Here is an 18,314-nt window from a genome sequence, read left to right as displayed (position 1 = left end):
TGCGCGAATAAGAAATAGTGATATTTCAACCTCTTAAATTAAAGCAGGCGGGACGTGGTAGCCAATGCGTACCTAAAAAAATCGTTTAATTTCAATGGCTAAAAAAGGTTGGTAGCGGAGGAGGGACTCGAACCCCCGACACGCGGATTATGATTCCTGTCTTTTTCAAGCATTTGCGCGGGTTTTGCTGTAAACCGCGTCAAAATCCGATCCTTTCATTACAAAAACTTAGCTACCCTACTGTAAACCAAATCAGGCCGATAATCGCTTGGCCAGCTCCACCACAACGCGGGCCTCGTCGACATATCGCGCGCGGACTTCCGCCACCCTTTTTGCCGTCCAGCCCACTATGCGGGATATCTGTTCGTCGGTCAGTCCCTTGACTGCCAGGAAGGTGACGAACGTCCCGCGAAGGTCGTGGATCGTTCGGTCAAACCCTTCCGGCTTGGACTTCTGAAATACACTCCCCAGCCCGCTCGTCGTCCACGCCTTGCCCCGGCTATTGAGCAGCACCGGGCCTTCCTTCTTCGACCTGGCATTGAGCCATGCCCGAAGCTCGGGAAGGATGGGGATCACCGCCCTGCCCTTGCGCTTCTTGGTGACGAGTACGATTGCGTTGTCGCCGACATGCGACCAGTCGAGCAACACAAGGTCGCCGAGCCGGAGCCCGGTCAGGCTGGCGACGGTAAGCGCGTCCATCAGGTGCGGCGGGCAAATGGGCTCCCCGTCCTCGTCGGTCGCCCGCATCGCTGACCAATGGCGATCCTCCCATATCAGATCCGAGCGATCGGCGCTGTGTATCTGGGGGATCCCCGCGGCAACATTGATCGCGACATATCCGCGCAGAAGCCCCCACGCCAGCAACGTGCCGAGCATGACGGTGAGCTTGTCAGCCGTGCGGGGCTGTGAACGCCACCGGTCCCGCCACTTGATGATATCGCCGCGCATACGGCGGTCCTCGAATATCTCCAGCGGGAAGGCTCCAAACTCATCCTCGATCCGATCAAGGGATTTCCGGTAATCCCGCTGCGTTTCGGGCGCCAGGCCTGTAAAGTCATCGTCAGCGCGGTACTCGGCGGCAAGCCAAGAGACAGTGCCCAAGGGCGCGCCTTGGCGCTTCATCTCGAACGCCTTTTCAAGAAGAGCAGGCGTGATCGTCGGACGCGTGCCATCCACCGTCAAGATGTTCGGGCCGCCGCGATAGGCGTAGACGTGCCACCGGAGGCCGCCCTTGATCTTCTTCTTAACGACGTGCAGCCCGGTCATGACTCTGCTTCCAGACGTCGTACGCATTGGCCTTGCCCCCAGATTCTCCGAGGGGGTGAATGGTCACGTGGTCAGGGTATATGTCAATGGGGCCGATCTCGACGCCTGCGTCCTTGGCCGCTTTCAGGACGCGCTTGATCTCCGGCGAGGACAGAAGCTTGGTCACCGTCCCTCCCTCCAAAGCATTGCGGGTTGAAGCGGGTCGATCCGGTGCTTGCCGCGCGCCATAGGATGCGTCGGAGCGCCGCTGCCGGTCTTTCCCCAGCACCACAGGTCGGGCCAAGGCTCTTCGTTCGACTGGATTTCCTCGATCACCTGTTCGACGCAATCAAAGTCTATGTCGCGCGCGATGTTGCCCCAGCAGACGAATACCTGGTCGGCGGCCTTGGCGGTTTCGGCAACATGGCTGAAATTGGCGTGAAGCGCGTCACGGTCATACCATTCTCCGCCCCATATCGCCGCCACTCGGGCCTTGCATACGCGCGGGTCGGGCGAGCAGAACGGAAACACGTTCACCGCGTCATATCCGCCGAACCCATAATGCTGAAACCAGCGGTTCCACCATTTCGAGGTCGGGTCATCCTTGAGGGCGTCGGCATCGGACGGGTTGCAGCCGATCACACAGGCGCGCGGTCCCGGCCCCCAGCGGCGGGAGAGCGTCAACCGAACGCCGGGGCGCAGGAATGTCGCATCCCTCTGCAAGACCGGATCGCCGAGAAGGTCGAGGGCTTCAGCCATCTATTCCTCCATCACCCCAGCCCGAAGGTCATCGGCAAGAATGCGATAGATCCGGGCGGCGGACCTGTTTCCCGCGCGATTTGCACGGCTGGCGCGGTCATCGAGTGCAGCGGGCAGGTTCAGCGCGGCAACGATCGCCCTCGCCGCTTCATCGGTCGAAGCATCAGCGAAGTGTTGATCGGCTTTCAGGATTTGCTTGCCAGATGCGCGGTAGGCCTCAGGCATAGACCGTCCCCTGCCCGTCGCATTTCGGGCACTCGATTTCTTTGTCGCCCTTCTCGATCCGGCCCCAGCCGTTGCACTTGGGGCAGTCCCGCGACGACGCCTTGCAATCCCGCTTCCGGCAGGCGTTCGCATCTTCGTCAGTCACAGCGCCGCATTTGCTGCACCATGTATATTCGTCGTCGCTGGACAGATGATCGTTACCGCGCGCGACTTCCAAGCGAATGTCATCATGGTCGAGCAGGTCGGCGAGCAGCCAAATGACGGCCCCGGCTTGCTTGGGCGACAGTTTCGGCGCCGGCCACGATACACCCTCGTCATCGCGCCCGCGCATCACCTCGTAGTAATGCTCCATCCGCGAACGATAATATTCGCCGGTCCAGCGGTCGGGCTTGACCCGGAGCATTTGCAGGCCGTGCCAAAACGTCTGCGCATCTTCCGGCGTGATGGTTTCGCCATCGGCAACCGGGTTGCTGGCCCACTTGGCGATGTCGGCATAAAGGCGGCGGACCCAAGCGTTATGCTCAAGCACGGTTTTGCAGAGGATCTCGTCGTCAACATCGGGGAAGCCGAGACGATAGTTGGGATCGAAGGTATCCCAATGGACGGGGTTGTCCTTATACTGCGACCGCTTGAGACCCAGCGTTTCCTCGACCGATTCGACATGGCGCAGGATGCTCGCAAGCGTTCCCTTCGGCGCGGTGATCGGCTCGGTCAGGCCAGTCGAGAATGAGAAGAAGACGTGATAGCTCATGCCCCCGCCCCTTCCATCGCCGAAAGCCGACGATCGACCAGCGCAACCGCATTCGATGCCAGGTCAACCGCTGCGTCCAGTTCGCGCCAAGTAACTTCGTGAGACGCCGCGGCCATTTGCTCGCGCACCACGGTCCAGCCCCGCACGACAACGCCTTCCTCGGTCACGAAGAGTTCGATTGTTCGCCGCCCACGCGATGCTTCACGAGCGAGGCGGGCGGCTGCTTTGAGGTTGGCGGTGGTCATTCCGTCACCTCATCAGGCCGAGGAACCCGGATTTTGCGCTTGCTGTCGCCCCAATATGTGCGCGACGTTTGGGCGTCGTTGAACGACTTCACGGCTTGATAGAATGCTTCAACACCCTCCAGATCATCAACGGACGCATCATCGTGCATGTTGCTGATGACGCCATCTATAACGTCATCTGGATCAATTTTCGGGTAGGTTATGTTGCACGGGCTTACCCATTCGAGGCCAGCGTCAACGGCATCGTCCATCTCGTGATAATAGGTATCGCCGTCGAATGCGCAGTATGGACCGCCATCGTCTGGAACCTCTTCGGCTGCCGCCAGCTTCTTCGCGTAGCGGCACGGCTCGCAAGCGGTCCAACCCTTCGGGCATTCAGCGCCGCACTCGGAACAATCGTTGTGCGTTTTGCAGTTGTAGCAGTTTTCCGCAGCTTCTCGTGCCGCCTGATGCGCGCGCTCGTCGGTTGCGGAATAAATGCGTGGGGAATGGACGCTGCCGCATTGCGGACATGCATATAGCTGCGGCTTGCGGTCAGGGTCATCGGATCTGACCAGAATGATGACGCCCTTATCCACGGCCCAGCACCCGCGCCAGAAGCCCGCGCTTGGGCTGTTCCATTGGCAGAATCGGCCCGCGTGCCCTCTCCTGCTGCCACTGTGTCTGGTATCCGGGGCGGCGGGTGACGCGGAAGATGCGCTCGGTGGTGCTGTAGGTCATCACGCCCTCCCCCGCTTCCTGCGCTCGCGGTCCCGCCGGAGACGGGCGCGCCACTTCTCGGCGTCGGGGCGGAGGGAGGCGATTGCAGAGTGGGCGCTGGTCAGCAACTCGCCGCGCGTTCCGTAATCCTTCACTAGCTTGCCGAGATCGTCGGTGGCCTTGCGGGCTTCGGCCATCGCTTCGGATAATGCGTTGTCCTGCTTTGCCAGTTCGAGATTGAGCCGGTTCGTCTCAGCTATGTGATCCTCGACCCGCATCAGGCCGATCTTCGCGAGAATACTGTCTATGATGGTCAATGATTTCTCGGGCGGGCCTTGTTAGGTGCCCGCCCGCCTTCTCTGTGGTGAAACTATGCAGCCCGATCCATCGGCTCGGACCAACGGACGCCATGTGCGGCGCCGTGGGCGTAAATCAGTTCGATGAGAGCGGCGAATTGCGACTTGGAAAGCTGCGATGAGCGGTGGCCAACGGGGAAGAACCCCGCGCCGTCCAGCTTCGGCAGGTATCGCATCTCAACGCCTAGCGCGTCCATGAAGCGCAGCTTGATATCGTTGGCGTCCATCGCCTGCATGTCGGGTATCTGCCGCTGGCAGTCCGCGATCATCGCCCACATCTTGGCGTTCTGGTCGAGCGTCCGCGTCGGCTCCGAAATGGTCACGACATAATCAGCGGGGGCGCGAAGAATTAGCTTCTGCGCGCGCTGGCGCTGTTCGGGGCCGACGAGTTTGATCGTGATCTTGTCAGACATTGCTCGCGCTCCTTCTTTACTTCGCGGATCTCGGCGGCCTTCGGAGAGGCGCGGCAGAAAGCATCAATCAGCGCCTCCAGGTCCTTGCCTTTCCAGAATGTCGCCTCGCCGACTTCGTGCTGGCGGCGGTGGCAGTCCCGGCACAGGCTGACGGTGCGGAAGTCGTCAGGCTTCTGCCCCATGCCCGCCCCGCTCCCGAGGCGGACATGCGCGACCTCGATCCATGCCGTTGCCCCGCATATCGAGCAGATGCGGCTACGGACGAAGTTGCGATGCGCTTGGGATTTCCAGCGGCTGGCGCGCTTCGGGGCCTTGGGGATGGCTCTGGGCAACATCAAAACGGACAATCGTCGTCGAGGTCATCGGTGGCCCAATCGCCGCCGCCGCTCTGCTGTTGGTCGCGCGGCTTCGTATGGCCGTATTCACCGCCCCAGCCGCTGTCCGATTGCCCGCCCTGCTTCGGGGCGCCGTCGAGCATGACCAGCTTGTCGCCCATGATCTCGGTGGCGTACCGGTCGTTGCCGTCACGGTCCTGCCACTTGCGGGTCGAGAGGCGGCCAGAGACATAGATCTTGCTGCCCTTACGCAGATACTTCTCGGCGACATCGACCAGCCCGGCGCGCAGGACGATGGATACCCATTCGGTGCGCTCCTTGCGCTCGCCATCGCGAGATTTCCATTTCTCGGTGACGGCAATCCGAAGGTTCGCGATGCGGTCGCCAGACTGGAAGGTCTTGCATTCGGGATCGGCGCCAAGGTTGCCGATGAAGCTGCATTGGTTGAGGCTGGACATTACTTCGCCTCCGCAATTTGCTTGGCGGCAGGCTGTGCCTCAAGGGCGCTGGCGGTCAGCATCTCGGCGGTCCGGCGACCGGCGGCCGCGATCTCTTCCGAAATGAGCGCAACGATCTTGTCGGATGCGTCGGCTGGCAGGTTCAATTCGACCTTGCCGCTTTCGCCGTGGATTTCGACAGTTGCTCGGAACGGCTTCGTAGGATCGGCGCGGCCGTATCCAATGTAGCCGTCGCGGTGAATGGAAACTCGGGTGACGAACATCAGACAATCCTCTCTTCAATGATATCAACACCCGGAATCGGGCTCTCGCCGTTCACCGGGCGGACCCCTGCCTTCACGTCCTCGTCTGCGAGAACCTGGAGGAAGGCTTTCACCCGATCGGGCTGCGTCTTTGCGTAGTAGGTCAGGGCCTTGCCGCCCTCGCCGTCGCGGAGACGCGCAATCCAGCGCGAGCGCAGGCCGATGGCGCGATGCTCGCCCTTCGCCTGCACCTTTTCATTCTCGACAGCCTTTAGCGCCTTCCCGGCTTCCTCGGCAGCGTCGAGAAGATCGTCTGCCGCATCGATCGCGTTGAGGTCGCCGGTGCCAATCGCCGAGCGTCGCGCCTCGATGGCTTCCGCCTGAGCCTTTTCGTGTGCCTCTCGGGCTGCTTTTTCGCGCTCCTGCTTTTCGGCTTCCAGCTTGTTCAGCCAGACGGTCAGGAGTGATCCGAGCGCCGCGACCGCCTTGCTCACTGACCCCGGCTGCTTGTTTTTCAGCGGGGCGATGTAGAGATTGTAGCGGTCCTGAATTTTCTGGATTTCGTCATCCAGCGGCTTCTTCTCGGCAACGCGGGCTTCGTCCGCCAGTTTGGCGGCATCCTGCAACTGCTGGCGCAGCCGCCCGATCTCATCGGCGATACCCTGCGAGGAAATGGCGTCGCCGTCCGCCCAATTGCGGGCCTCGGTCAAAAGGTCATCCATGTGCGCCTTGATCGCGTCCCACTGCATGGCCGCTTTCGCTTCGGCGGGCGGGTTGTTTCCTCCGATGCCGCGGTTTGGCTCGTCGGTCGGTGCCTCGGATTCCAGCTTGCGAATATGCTGGTCGAGCCACCCGATTTCCGCCGTGCGGTGGCGCTGCGTCTCGTCGCGCTGGATTTTCGCCAGTGCGTTTTTCGCGTAGCTCAGCGGCATGGTGTCGATCGCGATCGGCCCCTTGCTGCTCTGATACATATTGGTCATGGTCAGGCCTTTCAGGCTGCGAGATCGGTTTCGGAGATGTCCCCGAAATCGTCGTTGGATTGGGCGGCTTTGTTCGTTTCGGCCTTCGCCTGTTTCGCGATCCTCTCGTCGCAGACGCCGATGACCTCGTTGAACTGGTCGAAGTTGAGGTTGCGAAGGTCTTTGACGCCGTATTTTTCGCAGACGCGGGCAGGCGTCAGGCGAGCGGCCTTCATCTTTTGGGTGAGGCGCTTAAGCTCATCGTCGGGCATCCCGCGCACGACTTCATGCGTCGTCGCGTCGGCGTCGTTGTCGCCTTCGGTCGGGATCGCGAATGCCATGAACGCCGCGTATTTGTAGGCAGCGGACATAGCCTTGTTCGTCGCCTTGTCGCCGCTGTCCATCGCTTCGCCATAGGTGCGGACGGTGTGCGTCGATCCATCCTCGACCGCGACGAAATCGAATTCCGCCGTCACGGTCACATAGAACAGGACGCTTTCTTTCGGTGGCCCACCATTGTATCCCGGCTTCATCGATACCCGCTCGGAGCGGGAGCAATCGACCATGCGGGGCAAGACGCAAAGGCCGTGCTTGGCAAGCAGCGGCGACAGGGCTGAATAAACCTGGTCGATGCCGCGGAATCGGTATTTCTGTTGCTCGTTCACACCATCCTTGGCGATGCCGACTTTCGACAATTCTTCCTGGATGGCAGCGATGGCTTTGTAGACAGCGGTCACTTGCTTTTCTCCATGTCAGGGGTGTTGGGGGTGGCTTTCGAGATGGAGGCGAGCAGCGTGGAACGAATTTCCGAAGCGCCATCGATGCCGCCGAGGAAGTCGAACGCCTCGTTGGCTGCTGCCAGCAATTCAGGCGCGGCGGCGATAAGGCGGGCGTTGGCTTCCCACGGGTCGGTCTTGGCTTCGCGGTGAGCCGCAAGCGTTACCTCGTCGCATGCCTCTGGATCGCGGGCTTGGCAGATTATTCCGCCTAGCAGCCTGCCTTGTTCAGTGACCGGCGCACGCACGATTCCCCAATCGTCGTATGAATCGGGACGATATGACCAAGGCCCCGGGGTATGCAAGATGCTCATTATTGCTCTCCAGTGATTTGAGAGGGATGCTCATCGAACCACGCGTCGATTTCCTCGATCAGCGCCTCGCGCGTCGGGGCATCGGCCTTCTCGCCGTTGTCGACCCAGCCATCTTCCTCTCCTTCCCAAGAGGCGTCATAGTTCGGGCTGACTGCCGACCATGCCGGTTCGGGCCAGCGGCCTTGGCTGATCGTCCAGCCGCGATAGGTGTCGGGCGCGCTCACAGCACCACCCCCCAGCCAGCCGCCACCACAGCCAGCATCCCAAAGACAAGAAACCAGCCTGCGATTTCACGCTTGGGGATGGTGCGGATGATCTCGACGGGCCGCATTGCCCCTGCCGGGACAAGCTGCATCTCGCGCAGGGCGTCGGAGTGGGTGGCGCGGTTGAAAGCCTCGAGGTTGGTGCGGTGGGTCATTGCTGGCCTCCCGTTGCTTTCGCTATCAGCTCGTTGACCATTGCCAAGCGACGCTCACGGCTATCCTCGCTGAGAGGGTGGATCAGATCGTCGCGATACTGGAAGACGGCTGCCAGAAGGTCCGGCGACGTGGAAATCAGCCGCGCATTGGCCTCTTGCTCTTGCCAGCCAGCATAGCCGCCGACCTCCACGATCATCGCGCGCTGGAGCCCCTTTTCTGCATGGCCGCCACCGACAACGGTCGAGAGGGTGTTAAAGTGGAACGGGTCGGTCACCGCTTTCCAAGGCCCCGGAGTGTGCTGCGCGCTCACAGCCCCCACTCCCGCTCGAAAGCCCTCTTCCGCTCGCAGTAGGCCCAACCAAATTCATGGTTGACGCGGCACTCGTCCTCCAGCTCCTCGATCTGCGCCTTATCCACGTCCAGAACGTCATCGAGAGCGTAGGCAAGGGCTAGGCGGGCTTCGTCCTCGTATTCCGGTCCCCACTCAAGCGCGCGGTCGCAGATGGCGCGGATCGTCTCGAAAGACTTCATCCGGTCGTGGATCTGCACCTTTGCCAGAGCGGCGCGGTAGGTGGCGAAGGCTTCCTTCTGTTCGGGTGTCGGCGCGGTAGCCATTTCGTTTCCCTCCATCATTCCCCGTGGGGTGTCTGATGGAGGTCAGTATATGCGGGTATTTACCCGCGTCAAGCAAATATTGCGTGTAACTACCCGCAAAGGGCTTTCGGGCACGAAAAACCCCGCCGGGAAAGGCGGTTGCCAATATGTTCCCGGATCGTTCCCGAGGGTTTTGCTTTGTTCGCGATTCGTGCTAGAGGGGTGGGTGGAGGCTTGTCTTGCACCCAGCCCCCACCCGAACGGCCGATTTGCTGGAGGCCGTCATGGGTTACGATATACGTACAATGGCCCCAGGGTGCAACGGTTATGCGAATTGGCGCTTTATCCGTGGCCGTAAAAGCTGCCTTGGGTACGCCGCGCACCGAGTTCGTTCCGGTAAAGGCCGAGTCCCGCAAAGAGGGTCGTTTTCTCTGATAAACGGGTGTCGTGGGGGTATCACCCGCCCCTCGGGAAGGCTAGCTGGATGCCAACCCGGATATACGTGTCTCAGCGCCACGGCCGATTTTTTTTCGGTCATTTTTCGACCTCGGAAGGACGCCGACAAGCTGTCATTGTCCAACGGAGGGGGCCACGACTGACCGCCGATAGCGGTGACACGGTAAACACGACAGAGAGCGCCAGCGGGCCAACCCGTTTCATTCCCTAGTGGAGTGGCCCTAACGGGTGGAGGGACTTTGCCCGCCACGATCCCAAATAAATTCGGCATATCAAATGCTCGTTCTCTGTGGATAACAGTCACCCCCCTCTTGAAATGTTGGAGAATTACCAAGAGAACAAACGTAGAACGTCTGTGGGGGATGGAATGAACCTGAATACCGAATTGATTGAACCAGCGTGCCCCGAGCAGTGCGAGAGATGCACCCTGCGCTGCGCGGCGATTGTCATGGTGCTAAAGTCTCTTCGTCGCGATCATGAGCGCCTTCTTCGTGAGGCGAGCTCGACTCGTCGGCCAACCGATCGTGAAGAGTTAAGACGTCTCGAAGAGCATCTGGAAACTGCCGCCCAAGCTTTTGAGCGAGCTCGCCCTCGTAGGGATCTACACCGAGCGTGGCCAATAGTGTCGCGAACGTATTTGTCAGCACGGTTGCACTAGGCAACCTTAGTGTGGGGCTCCAGCCAACAATATAATCTCCGGGGTCGCGCCCCAACGCCGTGACAATTCCGGCGAATACATCTGCGGACAGCCGCTTGTCCTGGCCACCCTTCCAGTTCCGATAAAAGTCCGGGTTTCGCCCGCCCGTCGCCTTCAGCGAAAAGCGGCGTCCTGACGTGCGCCTGACGCATTCCTCCATGTCGGCAACCAGCCGATCTATGTCAATTCTGGGCGCGCCTTCCATGAGCGCACTTATCAACTCGCGGGTATTTTCCCGCAATATCGTGTAATCACCCGCATGTGGGCTTGACCTGCGGGTAATTACACGCAATAAAGTGGGGCCATGGAACAGCACCCCATCTTGGCAGAGATCGAAACCTTCATTGCCGCCCATGGCATGGCCGAAAGCACTTTCGGTCGTGAGGCCGCTGGCGACTGGAGGCTCATCAAGGAATTGCGTGGTCAAGGCCGCTCGCGCCCTCGAAGGCTCTGGGGCGATACCGAGGACCGTATCCGCCGCTTCATGGCCGAATACAGGCCAGCCCAAAAAGAGCGCGCATAATGACCTCGGGGGGCGAACCACGGGGCGGGTGGCTCTGGACGTGCATCCATCTGGCCACGATGGCGCAATGGGGCGGGTACCTTGTCGTTCTCATCTTCGAGATCATAACGGAAGGTGACCTCCAGCGACCCGCCAATAGCGCAGGTCATTACAGCACTGGCTTTGTGCTGTGGATGGTCCTGCTTCTGAGCATGACCGTCGCGTCCGCATGGCGCGCATTTGCGCTCGAAGTTGAGGGTCCCCGTTCATGAGTTCCGCGCTCCCCCCGCGCGGCTGGCCCGGACAGTTCATTCCCCCTGTCCGGGCCAATAGTCACACAGCCACCGGGCGTCATAGCCCTGTCGGCTCCCAGCGCGGCAACCGCATCGGCAACGATTTCTCCGATGAGCCGCGCGTGGTTTTCATCGATTTCGGGCTCGGCACCATCGCCGCCCGCCGTCTCGTTCCTTTCTTCCATGGAGGCTATAATGGCTGATGATCGCCGCAATGGCTTGCTGCCAATGTCCCTGCCAACCCGAAATGATCTTCGGTCGGCCCTCGCGCAAATCGTGCGGTCGGTGCAGGCCGAGCATGGACTGACAGACGAGGCGCTGGCCGATCTTCTCGGCGTCAGCGATGGCACGATCCGCAACGTCCGCAACGAGCGCACCGACCTCAATCAGGAAACGATCGCCAAGCTCGGCGCGCGCTTCGGCCCCGAATGCCTCGATCCTTGGTCGGCCTGTTTCGGCGGCCGGAACGTGCCCAAGGATGCATCGGATGGGCGGGTATCGCTTACCGCGGTCACCGGCTCGCTGCACAAACTCTCGATCGCGACCGACGACGACAGCGAGGGCGGTGCGGCAATCACGCATATCGAACTGGCGGACATGCTGCCGGACCTCAAGGCGACGCAGCGACTGGTCAATTCTCTGATCGCCCGCGCCGAACGGCTGGGGATCGCAGCATGATCACCAACATTCTCTTCGCCCTTGGTGGCTCTATCGCAGGGTTTCTGGTTTGCGCGTTCTTTACCGCTGGGAAGCTGGCGGACCTCGGGAGTGATGACGAAGCGCTCGCCGCTTACGCTCGCTGCGCTGACAGCCAGAGCCTCGCGATCGAAAAGCTGCGCGCCATTCGGTCGATCATCGCCGGTAACAAGACCGTCCGCACGTCACGGATCGCGGAGGTGATCGGTGAGTGAGGTTGTCACCATCGGGCGGGCGACGCTCTATTGCGGGGATGCGCTTGAGCTGCTGCCAGGAATTGCTGCGGATCACATTATCACTGATCCGCCGTATAGTCAGCGGACGCATGGCTCCCACGACAAGCAGTCTCTGCGGCGCCGTGACGGAGCGGCTGCCCGCGAACTAGGCTATTCCGCGCTATCTGAATCGGATGCTCTGAGGCTGGCTGCGTTGCTCCATAATTGCCCCGGCTGGATCGTTTGGCTGACAGACTCGGAACTTGCCGCTCCGCTGAGGCGGGAATTTGATCGCCTTGGTCGCACAACCTTTGCTCCACTTCCTTATTTCCATTCTGGCCGCAGCGTAAGGCTCGCAGGTGATGGCCCTTGCTCATGGACAGACTGGATCGTCGTTTCGCGCACTAAAGCGCAGAGTAAATGGGGCACCCTTCGCGGCGGCTATATCGCCAATGAAGGCTGGAACGACAAAGAACGCATGGGCGGCAAGCCTACGCGCCTAATGCAGCTTCTAGTGAGCGATTACAGCCGCGAAGGCGACACTGTGTGTGACCCCTTCATGGGGGCTGGCACCACGGGCGTCGCTTGTATGCGGGAAGGCCGGAATTTCATTGGCATAGAGATATGCCCCGACGCTTTCGACATAGCCTGCAAGCGCATCGAGGACGCTCAGCGTCAAGGCGACCTCTTTCTGGACGGAGAGGCAGCATGATCCGCCTCATCCGCCGCATTCGCTTCGCCCTCGCCCGCACTGCCCCGCTCACAGTCGCTGGCCGCCGTCCTGTCGTGCTCACCGAAGCCGATCTGGACAAGGTTCTCGCTCGTCGTCGGGAGGGGCGGAAAGCACGCTCTCAGGCCGCCCACAAGGGCTGGGAAAAGCGGAGGGCGGGGTGAGCAAGCTCAAAGTCCTCGATCTCTTTTCCGGCATCGGAGGTTTCAGCCTGGGGCTTGAGCGCACGGGCGGTTTCGAGACCGTCGCCTTCTGTGAAATAGAGGAGTTCCCCCGCCGTGTCCTTGCAAAGCACTGGCCCGACGTCCCCTGCTATCGAGACGTCAGAGAGCTTACCGCGCAGCGACTCAATGTTGATGGAATTGCCGTCGATGTCGTTACCGGCGGCTTCCCGTGCCAAGACGTTTCCATCGCCGGCTTGCGAGCTGGTATCGAGGGCGGCACGCGAAGCGGCCTTTGGTCTGAAATCTGTCGATTGGCTGGCGAAATTCGACCGTCCTTCATCATCGTGGAGAACGTCGCAAATCTGCTTAGTGGCCCAACTGAGCAACGTGGCGGATGGTTTGGCAGAGTTCTCGGAGACCTGGCCTCGCTCGGGTATGATGCGGAATGGCATTGCATACCAGCTTCCTACGTTGGCGCCTGGCATCGACGGGACAGAGTATGGGTACTTGCCTACCCCAACAAAGAGTGCGGACAGCAAGGGATCCCCGAAGGGCCGATACTTGGGCAGCGGGACCTGCTTCTCCAACCTGAGGGAAGTTTTGCGCGATGGCCCGGACGATCCAATCTTCCCCAATCCAGAATTTGTGGAAGACATGATGGGGTTCCCGACGTTCCACACCGACTTGCGGCCCTCGGAAACGCCGTAGTCCCTCAAATCCCCGAACTGATCGGCCGCGCCATTCTCGCTTCCATTGAGGCGGAAAGGCTCGCCGCATGAGACTCCCAAGGCGCGATCCAGACACCCTCACGCGCGGCGAGCGGGCAATCGCTGACCTGCTTATCCGCAGGGACAAGCGAATGACCTGCAAGGATATCGCCAGCGCGCTCGACAGCACCCCGACGTCGGTCAAGGTGATGATCTGCAACATGAGGAAGAAAGGCGTCACCATAAGCGGTGGAGGCCGCGGGCGGGCGCTCGGCTACAGGCTGGAGGGGTTGGTATGATCGCCCTCAAACCTTCGATGCGGATGCGCGCCCTCGGTCGGCTAAAGCAGGGTGAGCGCAACAAGACCGAAATCGCCTATGAAGATGATGTTCTCAAGCCAGCGATGCAGGCGGGGGAAGTCCTCTGGTATGCGTTCGAGCCTTGGAAAATCCGCATCGGCAAGAACTGCTTTTACACGCCGGATTATGCCGTCTTGAGCCGCAATGGTCAACTGGAATGCCATGAAGTCAAAGGGCATCCCCGGATTTTCATGGACGACGCCAAGGTCAAGGTGAGGGCGGCATCCGCAGTGATGCCGTTCAGGTTTCTGGTCGCCTTCCCGATCCCCAAAAATGAAGGCGGCGGGTGGAGGACGGTTGAATATTAAGTGGTAATGGTCTAACAAAGTCCTATTGGACTTATGGAGATATTGCCATGCATTACAATGCTTTAGATTTGACTGGACAGAGGTTTGGAACACTCACTGCACAAGAACAAGACGGTCGCGACGCGCAGGGCAGAGTCTTTTGGCGCTGCCGGTGCGACTGTGGAAATACCAAGCGTGTTCGGACATCGCATTTACGGAATGGATCGGTCCAAAGTTGCGGGTGCACGCGCTACAAAAAGGTCGCTGAAAAGGTCTCTACCCACGGCCATGCATCTGGGGGCAAGGTTAGCCCGATCTATACGTCATGGGCGCAAATGCACGCGCGATGTGGCAATCCGAACCATAACCGATTCCACCGATATGGCGGGCGCGGGATTAAAGTTTGCCAGCAATGGTCATCGTTTGAGGGGTTTCTCGCAGACATGGGACAAGGCTGGAGGCCCGGCCTGTCGATTGATCGCATCGACAACGACGGTGACTACGAGCCAGGAAATTGCCGCTGGGCCACCCCTAAAGAGCAGGCGTCAAACCGCTCTCCCAAGTGATGCCGACGACGCGCGCGTCAAGATCAAGGTCGCGGCGTCTCAGTATCCTTTCCAGTTCGTCGCGATCCAGCGGGTCAAGGGCGAGTGGGTGGAGGAGCGGTTCTGATGGACACGCTGACCAGCGTTGCACGCTCGCACGGCCTCAGCATCGCGGATCTACGGGGGCGTTCACAGCGCCACCCGATCCGTCGCGCCCGCGCCCAGGCCATCGTTGAGCTTCGCGGCAAGGGTCTATCCCTGAGGGCGATCGGGCGCATCCTGGCTCGCGATCACAAGTGCATCGAAGCGATCCTTCGCAACGCGCAGAGGGCTAGATGAGCATCCGCCTCCTTTCAGCTGCGTGGGATCTGGACATCGGGAGCACCGAAAAGATGGTGCTCATGAGCCTTTGCGACCACGCCAACGACGAGGGAGTCTGCTGGCCTTCTGTCGCCACTATCATGCGCAAGACGAGCAAGTCAGAACGCACGGTTCAGACAGCGCTGAAGTGGCTCAAGGAACAGGGTTATTTCGAGATCGAAGGTCGAAACGGGACCAGCCCGAAATACATTCTCGACCCCCGCAAAATCTGCACCCCCGCAAAATCTGCACCCCCGCAGAAATTGCGTCAAACCCCCGCAAAATCTGCACCCAAACCATCAAGAACCTCCATTCCCCCTGTATCAGCTAACGCTGATACGCCCCCCGACGAAAATTCTGAGGCTTTGAAACCTGAGCATGTCGTTGAGGCATGGAACGACACGGCAAGCCGGATTGGTCTCGCCAAGGTCGTGCGGCTGACAGACGCTCGCCGCAAGCGTCTCCGAACGATGATCGCGCAGCATCCTCCAGACGACTTCGCCGCGGCGCTGGACGCCATCGAGCGCTCGCCCTTCTGCCGGGGCGAGAAGACCGACTGGAAGGCAGACTTCGATTTCTTCCTGCAATCCAAATCATTCACCAAGCTCCTGGAGGGCGCATATGGCTAGCAATGCAATCATGGTCCGGCGCCAGCAGAATGGCGGGGACGGCGGCGGGGCCATCGACCTGTCGTTCCTCGAAAACTATGCGGCGACGCTCAACCGGATGAGCTTCACCATCGCGCTAGGCAACCACTGGTTCGTCAACAAGCGCGAGATGCCGGACGGCTCGACGCAGCGCTACCTCGATTGCCGCAAGGCATTCGAGGATGAGCCGCGGCGCTCGGCACCGCGCGCGCCATCTTTGCGCGCCACAATAGATCGCCACCCCGGCTATGTCGAATGACGTTCACGATTGAATTTGGATGGTGGCTGTTACCGCTGGCCCTGACGATCGCCGCATGGTGGCCGACGCTCCGCTACGAGCCTGTGCGGGGTGGCTATCTCCCCGACATAGGCGGCGCTTTGATCGCCCTTCTGTCGCTGCTTGGAACGTGCTTCGTCTGGATGGTCTATTTCGGCCTTGGGTGGGCGCTGTCATGACGCTCCCTCCCGAACGCATAGGCGACAAGGGCCAGAGGTTCGTTGTCCAAACGACAGGCTGGCCGAACCATGAGGCAATAGGCTGGCAGAACGCCGCCTATGCCGACACGCAAGAGGCCGCGACCAAAGCGATGCAGGCCATCGGGAAATGCCCCGGCGTGAAGCATATCCGCATCCGCGACCGCATTGAGGACCACCCGGAAGACCCCGATGGGCGGAAATTGGCCGACCTGATTGAGGGCCTTGCCGTCGAAAAGGAGCAACCCGTGACCGACCCCATAGAAATCATGGCCCGCGCCCACTGGATCGCGAACAGCCGCCCGTCATCGCGCTCGTGGGACGAACTGAAGCCCAACGAGCGCACCCAGAAGCGAAACGCGATACGGACATGTCTGCACGCGCTGCGAGCCTCGGGATTCGACGTATTCCCGCTTGAACCGACCGAAGCGATGTTGGCCGCTGGCGCCAACGAGACGCCAGACGAAGGTTCGGGATCGCTGGCCGCCTACGCCGATGCGGTCTGGGCTGCCATGACTGGCGTTGGGAGGGTGAAGGGGTGACGGCCCGCCCCCGAAAGCGCTGGATCATCACCCGCTGGCGGCAGCCCCGCACCGCAAGACGCCTCCGCGTTCGGTTTCGATGCGGGCAAATCAGCCGCTGGACCTACTCCGCCGATCAACTGGACTGGCGAGATCGTGGTGAGCCTTTCGACATAACCAACCTGAGATTTGAGGAGGAATGAAGATGGCAAAATACCGCAAAAAGCCGGTCGTTATCGAGGCAGTTCAATACAATGGATGGGAACCCGTCGAAGGTCATCTGCAACCGATGTTCGACCATTCGTTCGCACCGCCGGATTGGCTGACCGAAGGGATGGCAAAGCGGGAAAGCGAGGCTGGTGCCGTGTTCCTCGACCTTGCGGGCGACAATCCCCAGCTCATGGTCGTCACGCTTGAGGGACATCATATCGCGTCGGTCGGTGATTGGATCATCCGTGGCGTCGCGGGCGAGCTCTATCCGTGCAAGCCGGAGATTTTCGCCGCAACCTATGAACCCGTCGCATGAATCCCCCCAGCACCATAGCGAGCGACACGCTGGTAGAGGCGATAGCGCGGGCGATCGATCCCGACTGGTTCGGAGAGGTCGATGGCAAACACCCGCTCGACAACTTTCCGGGTCAGCACAGGGTCTATCAGGACGCCGCCCGAACCAACGCCCAAGCCGCTCTCACCGCCATAACCGAGGCAGGATATGTGATCGTCCCTGCTGAGCGCCGGAACCCACCTGAGATTTGAAGAAGGAGAATGAAGATGGACGATTTTGCGAAAGCTGTGGCGAGGTTCGACGCGATAGACCGCGGGCTGGATCGCGCTGGCGTGATGCTGGGGAACAGCACCTCGACACCCGAACTGCGCAACGCGATCGAGCGCGCCCATCAGACGCACAAGAATCTGGCAGACCTGCACGAAAACCTGAACCGCCACCTTGACCGCATCCTCGGATCGCGGCCTGAGAAGGATGACGAGCTGAGCCAAGTTGGTGTCGGCCCCGATGGCGAGATGGACGCGCTCCGCAATGTCCTGAGCGATATCGACGATGTTGCCTACCGCATCCGCTACCAGGTCGAAAGGCTCGCCCGGCTGTGATCGGGACGTTGGCAAAGGGGGTGAGCCTCACAATGCTCGCTGCAATGTTCCTGATCGCCGCCTGCGCTCCGGAGCCCAAGCGAGTGCTTTGCATGGAAAAGGCCACGAACAAGACTGTCATCACCAAACAAATGATGGCCGGATGGGAAATTATATACGTCTATTACGACGACAACGGCCTCCGCCAGAGCATTACGCCGAAAAGCAGCCGCCTCTGGCGGTGCGTGGCGCCAGACCGGGATAGGGACTGATGGCAAGAGGCCGCCCCCGAGGACAGATGACCCACAGGCGCCGACAGGTGCTTGAGGAGTATATCGGCGCCGCTCAGGCGGGCGAACCCATATCACTCGCCCGCCTCGCCCGCCGCTGCGGCTTGTATGACTATCGAGAGGCGCGTAGGATCGTCTCGGACCTGAGAAAGCTTGGTGCGATATGAGTGGCGCTCAAATTAATTATGGAATCTGCGCTCGCGAAGGCGTTGGCCGGGTTGGTATGGTCATTCCCATCGCAGGGGATTTCGGCGATAACTATCTTCCTCTCGCTGGCCAGCACGTTAGCGCGAGTGAATATCCGGAGCTGTTTCAGGTTGTCGGCAATCGCTACTGTCCCCCCATAATCCGCGATGAGGTCCCGGCGGGAATGATTGAACGCATCCGCCGTTGGGTAGGCCTCACACCGCGCAAGAAATATGTAGAGCGGGATAACCCTGATTACCGACGTGGCTTCTTCCGCCTGCCAGATATGAGAGCGCAGAGCTGATTTAA

Annotated in this window: 40 protein-coding genes; 19 read left to right on the top strand and 21 right to left on the bottom strand. The window is 60.5% G+C overall.

The features are described 5' to 3' along the window. Positions 1-252: 252 nt before the first annotated feature. The 21 genes from LH20_RS04725 to LH20_RS04635 form a co-directional block, all read right to left on the bottom strand. Positions 253-1,266 carry a tyrosine-type recombinase/integrase gene (locus LH20_RS04725; RefSeq protein ID WP_083455297.1) on the bottom strand — a complete coding sequence of 338 codons (1,014 nt, stop codon included), beginning with the start codon at positions 1,264-1,266 and terminating at the stop codon, positions 253-255. After that, positions 1,244-1,432 (bottom strand): hypothetical protein, encoded by a 189-nt coding sequence (locus LH20_RS04720; RefSeq protein ID WP_053553231.1) that lies wholly within the window; start codon positions 1,430-1,432, stop codon positions 1,244-1,246. The genes LH20_RS04725 and LH20_RS04720 overlap by 23 nt, the downstream gene beginning before the upstream one ends. Then, positions 1,429-2,004: a DUF1643 domain-containing protein gene (locus LH20_RS04715; RefSeq protein WP_053553230.1), complete on the bottom strand. Its 576-nt coding sequence runs from the start codon at positions 2,002-2,004 to the stop codon at positions 1,429-1,431. Before LH20_RS04715 ends, LH20_RS04720 begins: the two co-directional genes overlap by 4 nt. Beyond that, positions 2,005-2,229, bottom strand: coding sequence for a hypothetical protein (locus tag LH20_RS04710; protein WP_053553229.1), 225 nt, complete (start codon positions 2,227-2,229; stop codon positions 2,005-2,007). Beyond that, a complete protein-coding gene (locus LH20_RS04705) occupies positions 2,222-2,980 on the bottom strand; it encodes a hypothetical protein (protein ID WP_053553228.1) in 759 nt (252 codons plus the stop codon). The genes LH20_RS04710 and LH20_RS04705 overlap by 8 nt, the downstream gene beginning before the upstream one ends. Then, positions 2,977-3,225: a hypothetical protein gene (locus LH20_RS04700; protein ID WP_053553227.1), complete on the bottom strand. Its 249-nt coding sequence runs from the start codon at positions 3,223-3,225 to the stop codon at positions 2,977-2,979. Before LH20_RS04700 ends, LH20_RS04705 begins: the two co-directional genes overlap by 4 nt. Continuing rightward, positions 3,222-3,803 (bottom strand): hypothetical protein, encoded by a 582-nt coding sequence (locus LH20_RS04695; protein WP_053553226.1) that lies wholly within the window; start codon positions 3,801-3,803, stop codon positions 3,222-3,224. Before LH20_RS04695 ends, LH20_RS04700 begins: the two co-directional genes overlap by 4 nt. Beyond that, positions 3,796-3,945 carry a hypothetical protein gene (locus LH20_RS23455; RefSeq protein WP_158501099.1) on the bottom strand — a complete coding sequence of 50 codons (150 nt, stop codon included), beginning with the start codon at positions 3,943-3,945 and terminating at the stop codon, positions 3,796-3,798. Before LH20_RS23455 ends, LH20_RS04695 begins: the two co-directional genes overlap by 8 nt. Beyond that, entirely contained in the window at positions 3,945-4,202 is a 258-nt protein-coding gene (locus LH20_RS04690) for a hypothetical protein (protein ID WP_144423517.1), read from the bottom strand. The genes LH20_RS23455 and LH20_RS04690 overlap by 1 nt, the downstream gene beginning before the upstream one ends. Before the next feature lie 92 nt (positions 4,203-4,294). Continuing rightward, positions 4,295-4,693, bottom strand: a complete 399-nt coding sequence (locus LH20_RS04685; protein ID WP_053553224.1) for a recombination protein NinB — start codon at positions 4,691-4,693, stop codon at positions 4,295-4,297. Beyond that, entirely contained in the window at positions 4,630-5,028 is a 399-nt protein-coding gene (locus LH20_RS24385) for a DUF968 domain-containing protein (RefSeq protein ID WP_083455296.1), read from the bottom strand. Before LH20_RS24385 ends, LH20_RS04685 begins: the two co-directional genes overlap by 64 nt. After that, positions 5,028-5,486, bottom strand: coding sequence for a single-stranded DNA-binding protein (locus LH20_RS04680; RefSeq protein ID WP_053553223.1), 459 nt, complete (start codon positions 5,484-5,486; stop codon positions 5,028-5,030). Before LH20_RS04680 ends, LH20_RS24385 begins: the two co-directional genes overlap by 1 nt. Then, positions 5,486-5,749, bottom strand: coding sequence for a hypothetical protein (locus tag LH20_RS04675; RefSeq protein ID WP_053553222.1), 264 nt, complete (start codon positions 5,747-5,749; stop codon positions 5,486-5,488). The genes LH20_RS04680 and LH20_RS04675 overlap by 1 nt, the downstream gene beginning before the upstream one ends. Further along, on the bottom strand, positions 5,749-6,708 hold the full coding sequence (locus LH20_RS04670) for a hypothetical protein (RefSeq protein WP_053553221.1): 960 nt from the start codon (positions 6,706-6,708) through the stop codon (positions 5,749-5,751). The genes LH20_RS04675 and LH20_RS04670 overlap by 1 nt, the downstream gene beginning before the upstream one ends. Positions 6,709-6,719: 11 nt before the next feature. Beyond that, entirely contained in the window at positions 6,720-7,424 is a 705-nt protein-coding gene (locus LH20_RS04665; protein ID WP_053553220.1) for an ERF family protein, read from the bottom strand. After that, a complete protein-coding gene (locus LH20_RS04660) occupies positions 7,421-7,711 on the bottom strand; it encodes a hypothetical protein (RefSeq protein ID WP_144423516.1) in 291 nt (96 codons plus the stop codon). Before LH20_RS04660 ends, LH20_RS04665 begins: the two co-directional genes overlap by 4 nt. A gap of 65 nt (positions 7,712-7,776) precedes the next feature. Continuing rightward, positions 7,777-8,001, bottom strand: a complete 225-nt coding sequence (locus LH20_RS04655) for a hypothetical protein (RefSeq protein WP_053553218.1) — start codon at positions 7,999-8,001, stop codon at positions 7,777-7,779. Continuing rightward, the gene (locus LH20_RS04650; protein WP_053553217.1) at positions 7,998-8,195 is read right to left on the bottom strand and encodes a hypothetical protein; all 198 of its coding nucleotides are present in this window, start codon (positions 8,193-8,195) and stop codon (positions 7,998-8,000) included. Before LH20_RS04650 ends, LH20_RS04655 begins: the two co-directional genes overlap by 4 nt. Next, positions 8,192-8,470 carry a hypothetical protein gene (locus tag LH20_RS04645; RefSeq protein ID WP_053553216.1) on the bottom strand — a complete coding sequence of 93 codons (279 nt, stop codon included), beginning with the start codon at positions 8,468-8,470 and terminating at the stop codon, positions 8,192-8,194. The genes LH20_RS04650 and LH20_RS04645 overlap by 4 nt, the downstream gene beginning before the upstream one ends. Positions 8,471-8,502: 32 nt before the next feature. Continuing rightward, complete coding sequence (locus tag LH20_RS04640) at positions 8,503-8,811, bottom strand: hypothetical protein (protein WP_053553215.1); 309 nt, start codon at positions 8,809-8,811, stop codon at positions 8,503-8,505. An 881-nt stretch (positions 8,812-9,692) separates the two neighbouring features. Further along, positions 9,693-10,370, bottom strand: a complete 678-nt coding sequence (locus LH20_RS04635) for a hypothetical protein (RefSeq protein ID WP_158501098.1) — start codon at positions 10,368-10,370, stop codon at positions 9,693-9,695. A gap of 343 nt (positions 10,371-10,713) precedes the next feature. Here LH20_RS04635 and LH20_RS04620 point away from each other — a divergent pair, with 343 nt between their 5' ends. The 19 genes from LH20_RS04620 (at position 10,714) to LH20_RS04535 (ending at position 18,309) form a co-directional block, all read left to right on the top strand. Continuing rightward, the gene (locus tag LH20_RS04620) at positions 10,714-10,941 is read left to right on the top strand and encodes a hypothetical protein (RefSeq protein ID WP_053553211.1); all 228 of its coding nucleotides are present in this window, start codon (positions 10,714-10,716) and stop codon (positions 10,939-10,941) included. Next, positions 10,934-11,416, top strand: a complete 483-nt coding sequence (locus LH20_RS04615) for a helix-turn-helix domain-containing protein (RefSeq protein WP_053553210.1) — start codon at positions 10,934-10,936, stop codon at positions 11,414-11,416. The genes LH20_RS04620 and LH20_RS04615 overlap by 8 nt, the downstream gene beginning before the upstream one ends. Further along, the gene (locus LH20_RS04610; RefSeq protein WP_053553209.1) at positions 11,413-11,649 is read left to right on the top strand and encodes a hypothetical protein; all 237 of its coding nucleotides are present in this window, start codon (positions 11,413-11,415) and stop codon (positions 11,647-11,649) included. The genes LH20_RS04615 and LH20_RS04610 overlap by 4 nt, the downstream gene beginning before the upstream one ends. After that, on the top strand, positions 11,642-12,361 hold the full coding sequence (locus LH20_RS23245; RefSeq protein ID WP_144423514.1) for a DNA-methyltransferase: 720 nt from the start codon (positions 11,642-11,644) through the stop codon (positions 12,359-12,361). The genes LH20_RS04610 and LH20_RS23245 overlap by 8 nt, the downstream gene beginning before the upstream one ends. After that, complete coding sequence (locus tag LH20_RS24380; protein WP_083455295.1) at positions 12,358-12,543, top strand: hypothetical protein; 186 nt, start codon at positions 12,358-12,360, stop codon at positions 12,541-12,543. The genes LH20_RS23245 and LH20_RS24380 overlap by 4 nt, the downstream gene beginning before the upstream one ends. Continuing rightward, complete coding sequence (locus LH20_RS24375) at positions 12,540-13,322, top strand: DNA cytosine methyltransferase (protein WP_083455294.1); 783 nt, start codon at positions 12,540-12,542, stop codon at positions 13,320-13,322. The genes LH20_RS24380 and LH20_RS24375 overlap by 4 nt, the downstream gene beginning before the upstream one ends. Beyond that, the gene (locus tag LH20_RS04595) at positions 13,319-13,549 is read left to right on the top strand and encodes a hypothetical protein (RefSeq protein WP_053553206.1); all 231 of its coding nucleotides are present in this window, start codon (positions 13,319-13,321) and stop codon (positions 13,547-13,549) included. The genes LH20_RS24375 and LH20_RS04595 overlap by 4 nt, the downstream gene beginning before the upstream one ends. Next, positions 13,546-13,917: a DUF1064 domain-containing protein gene (locus LH20_RS04590; protein WP_144423513.1), complete on the top strand. Its 372-nt coding sequence runs from the start codon at positions 13,546-13,548 to the stop codon at positions 13,915-13,917. Before LH20_RS04595 ends, LH20_RS04590 begins: the two co-directional genes overlap by 4 nt. A 474-nt stretch (positions 13,918-14,391) precedes the next feature. Beyond that, a complete protein-coding gene (locus LH20_RS23910; RefSeq protein WP_235527115.1) occupies positions 14,392-14,568 on the top strand; it encodes a hypothetical protein in 177 nt (58 codons plus the stop codon). Next, the gene (locus LH20_RS04580; protein ID WP_053553204.1) at positions 14,568-14,780 is read left to right on the top strand and encodes a hypothetical protein; all 213 of its coding nucleotides are present in this window, start codon (positions 14,568-14,570) and stop codon (positions 14,778-14,780) included. The genes LH20_RS23910 and LH20_RS04580 overlap by 1 nt, the downstream gene beginning before the upstream one ends. Further along, positions 14,777-15,430: a helix-turn-helix domain-containing protein gene (locus LH20_RS04575; protein WP_053553203.1), complete on the top strand. Its 654-nt coding sequence runs from the start codon at positions 14,777-14,779 to the stop codon at positions 15,428-15,430. The genes LH20_RS04580 and LH20_RS04575 overlap by 4 nt, the downstream gene beginning before the upstream one ends. Beyond that, positions 15,423-15,707, top strand: a complete 285-nt coding sequence (locus LH20_RS04570) for a hypothetical protein (protein ID WP_053553202.1) — start codon at positions 15,423-15,425, stop codon at positions 15,705-15,707. The genes LH20_RS04575 and LH20_RS04570 overlap by 8 nt, the downstream gene beginning before the upstream one ends. Then, positions 15,704-15,904, top strand: a complete 201-nt coding sequence (locus tag LH20_RS04565; RefSeq protein WP_053553201.1) for a hypothetical protein — start codon at positions 15,704-15,706, stop codon at positions 15,902-15,904. The genes LH20_RS04570 and LH20_RS04565 overlap by 4 nt, the downstream gene beginning before the upstream one ends. Beyond that, a complete protein-coding gene (locus LH20_RS04560) occupies positions 15,901-16,464 on the top strand; it encodes a hypothetical protein (RefSeq protein WP_053553200.1) in 564 nt (187 codons plus the stop codon). The genes LH20_RS04565 and LH20_RS04560 overlap by 4 nt, the downstream gene beginning before the upstream one ends. 184 nt (positions 16,465-16,648) lie before the next feature. Continuing rightward, on the top strand, positions 16,649-16,969 hold the full coding sequence (locus LH20_RS04555; protein WP_053556089.1) for a hypothetical protein: 321 nt from the start codon (positions 16,649-16,651) through the stop codon (positions 16,967-16,969). Then, a complete protein-coding gene (locus tag LH20_RS04550; RefSeq protein ID WP_053553199.1) occupies positions 16,966-17,199 on the top strand; it encodes a hypothetical protein in 234 nt (77 codons plus the stop codon). The genes LH20_RS04555 and LH20_RS04550 overlap by 4 nt, the downstream gene beginning before the upstream one ends. Positions 17,200-17,214: 15 nt before the next feature. Beyond that, positions 17,215-17,550 (top strand): hypothetical protein, encoded by a 336-nt coding sequence (locus LH20_RS04545; protein ID WP_053553198.1) that lies wholly within the window; start codon positions 17,215-17,217, stop codon positions 17,548-17,550. A gap of 44 nt (positions 17,551-17,594) precedes the next feature. Next, a complete protein-coding gene (locus tag LH20_RS04540; protein ID WP_144423512.1) occupies positions 17,595-17,801 on the top strand; it encodes a hypothetical protein in 207 nt (68 codons plus the stop codon). A 241-nt stretch (positions 17,802-18,042) separates the two neighbouring features. Beyond that, positions 18,043-18,309: a tail fiber protein gene (locus LH20_RS04535; RefSeq protein WP_053553196.1), complete on the top strand. Its 267-nt coding sequence runs from the start codon at positions 18,043-18,045 to the stop codon at positions 18,307-18,309. Positions 18,310-18,314 lie beyond the last annotated feature (5 nt).

It is taken from the genome of Sphingopyxis sp. 113P3 (genome assembly GCF_001278035.1).
Taxonomy (GTDB): domain Bacteria; phylum Pseudomonadota; class Alphaproteobacteria; order Sphingomonadales; family Sphingomonadaceae; genus Sphingopyxis.
Note: the sequence above shows the minus strand (reverse complement) of the source record. Positions and strands in the feature narration are given on the sequence as shown.